This is a genomic window from Roseibium sp. RKSG952 (assembly GCF_009711355.1).
Genome location: NZ_SMMF01000361.1, coordinates 1 through 713 on the forward strand (window position 1 = coordinate 1; position 713 = coordinate 713).

The 713-nt window shown below is 54.3% G+C and carries 2 pseudogenes; one reads left to right on the top strand and one right to left on the bottom strand.

Annotated features, from left to right (window positions below):
* Positions 1-233, bottom strand: a pseudogene (locus tag E1297_RS01050) (IS5/IS1182 family transposase); the annotation flags it as partial.
* Positions 234-307: 74 nt separating this feature from the next.
* Between E1297_RS01050 and E1297_RS50085 the strand changes: the two are divergent.
* Positions 308-598, top strand: a pseudogene (locus tag E1297_RS50085) (transposase); the annotation flags it as partial.
* Between the last annotated feature and the right edge of the window lie 115 nt (positions 599-713).

The following is a 713-nucleotide window of genomic DNA, read 5'->3' on the forward strand; positions in this document are numbered from 1 at the left end:
ATCGGTTCTGATTTATGCAGGTTGGTATAACCTATGAACAAAGCCTTGAACATCAAGGTCGGATCCAGAGGCGGACGGCCATTGTCCGCACAATAAAAATCCGCAACACGCTCATGAATGAACGAAAAGTCGATCACCGCGTCAATCTTGCGCAAAAGGTGATCGGCGGGAACAAGTTGATTGAGTGTCACCATCTCGAGCGCTGTCTGATCAGGACTAGGTTTCTTCAACATGATACCAGTGAATCAAAAAGCCCCGGCAAACGCCAGGGGATTGTCAGCAGTCTGGGGCGGCATTTTGCGGCCTTGCCACAGCACTTGTTGCAGCGGTTGGCGATGCACGCAGCTTCGGGCGTGGGCGAGACCTTGCTGCCTGGCTGGGCCTGACACGACGTCAGGCAACCACAGGGGGCAAGCCGCGATTGCTCGGCATATCCAAACGCGGCAACAGGTACCTGCGGGCGAACCTGATCCACGGCGCGCGTGCGGTGTCGCCGCGTCTTATGGCTCAGAATACCTCGCTCGGCCGGTGGGGGCGCAGCTTGTTATACCTGGGCATTCATCTCCCGACTTATGCAGTTTTATGCAAGATTACTTGACTAATGGAACCAATCTGCAGGATGCCAAAACCATACTGGTTGGGCATTCGCGAACAGCTGGACAGACTTCGACCGACCAGACATTTGATACCAACCTGCATAAATCAGAACCGAT